General features: G+C 65.0%; 1 pseudogene. It reads left to right on the top strand.

Going from position 1 to position 671, the window contains the following annotated elements:
- Positions 1 to 474, top strand: a pseudogene (locus KUM32_RS36760) (adenosine deaminase); the annotation flags it as partial.
- Between the last annotated feature and the right edge of the window lie 197 nt (positions 475 to 671).

The raw sequence follows: 671 nt of genomic DNA, 5'->3' as shown, positions 1-671 counted from the left end.
CCGTCGATCTGGCAGGCGCTCCAGTGGTGCGGCGCCGACCGGCTCGGCCACGGGGTGCGGATCATCGACGACATCCACGTGTCCGAAGACGGCGCCATCAAGCTCGGCCGACTCGCCAGCTATGTGCGCGACAAGCGCATCCCGCTGGAGCTGTGCCCCACCTCCAACCTGCAGACCGGCGCCGCGAGTTCCTACGTCGAGCACCCCATCGGGCTGCTGCGCAAGCTGCACTTCCGGGCCACGGTCAACACCGACAACCGGCTCATGAGCGGCACCAGCATGAGCCGCGAGTTCGAGCACCTCGTGTCGACCTTCGGCTACACGCTGGACGACATGCAGTGGTTCACCGTCAATGCGATGAAGTCCGCGTTCATCCCTTTCGATGAACGTCTGGCGATGATCAACGACGTGATCAAGCCCGGATACGCCGAGCTGAAGGCCGAGTGGCTGTTCCGTCAGACCGCCGTCGGATAGGCGCTGACCAGCGGTTCTCCTGGTGCGGTGGGGTGCTGCGGAGAGGGTGGTGGCGGTGCGGGCACGCACCGGCACTCCCGACATTCCCGCCCCTCTCCGGTGTTTGCGGGGCATCGGAGCGGCTGGCTACGTTGCAGTGCCGCTCAAGAACCCCGTACCAAGGAAGATTTCTGATGAAGCAGGGAACGATCAAGACC

Source organism: Streptomyces sp. AC627_RSS907 (genome assembly GCF_019049165.1).
The sequence above is the reverse complement of the archived record's forward strand: the minus strand, read 5'-3'. Positions and strand labels throughout refer to the sequence as shown.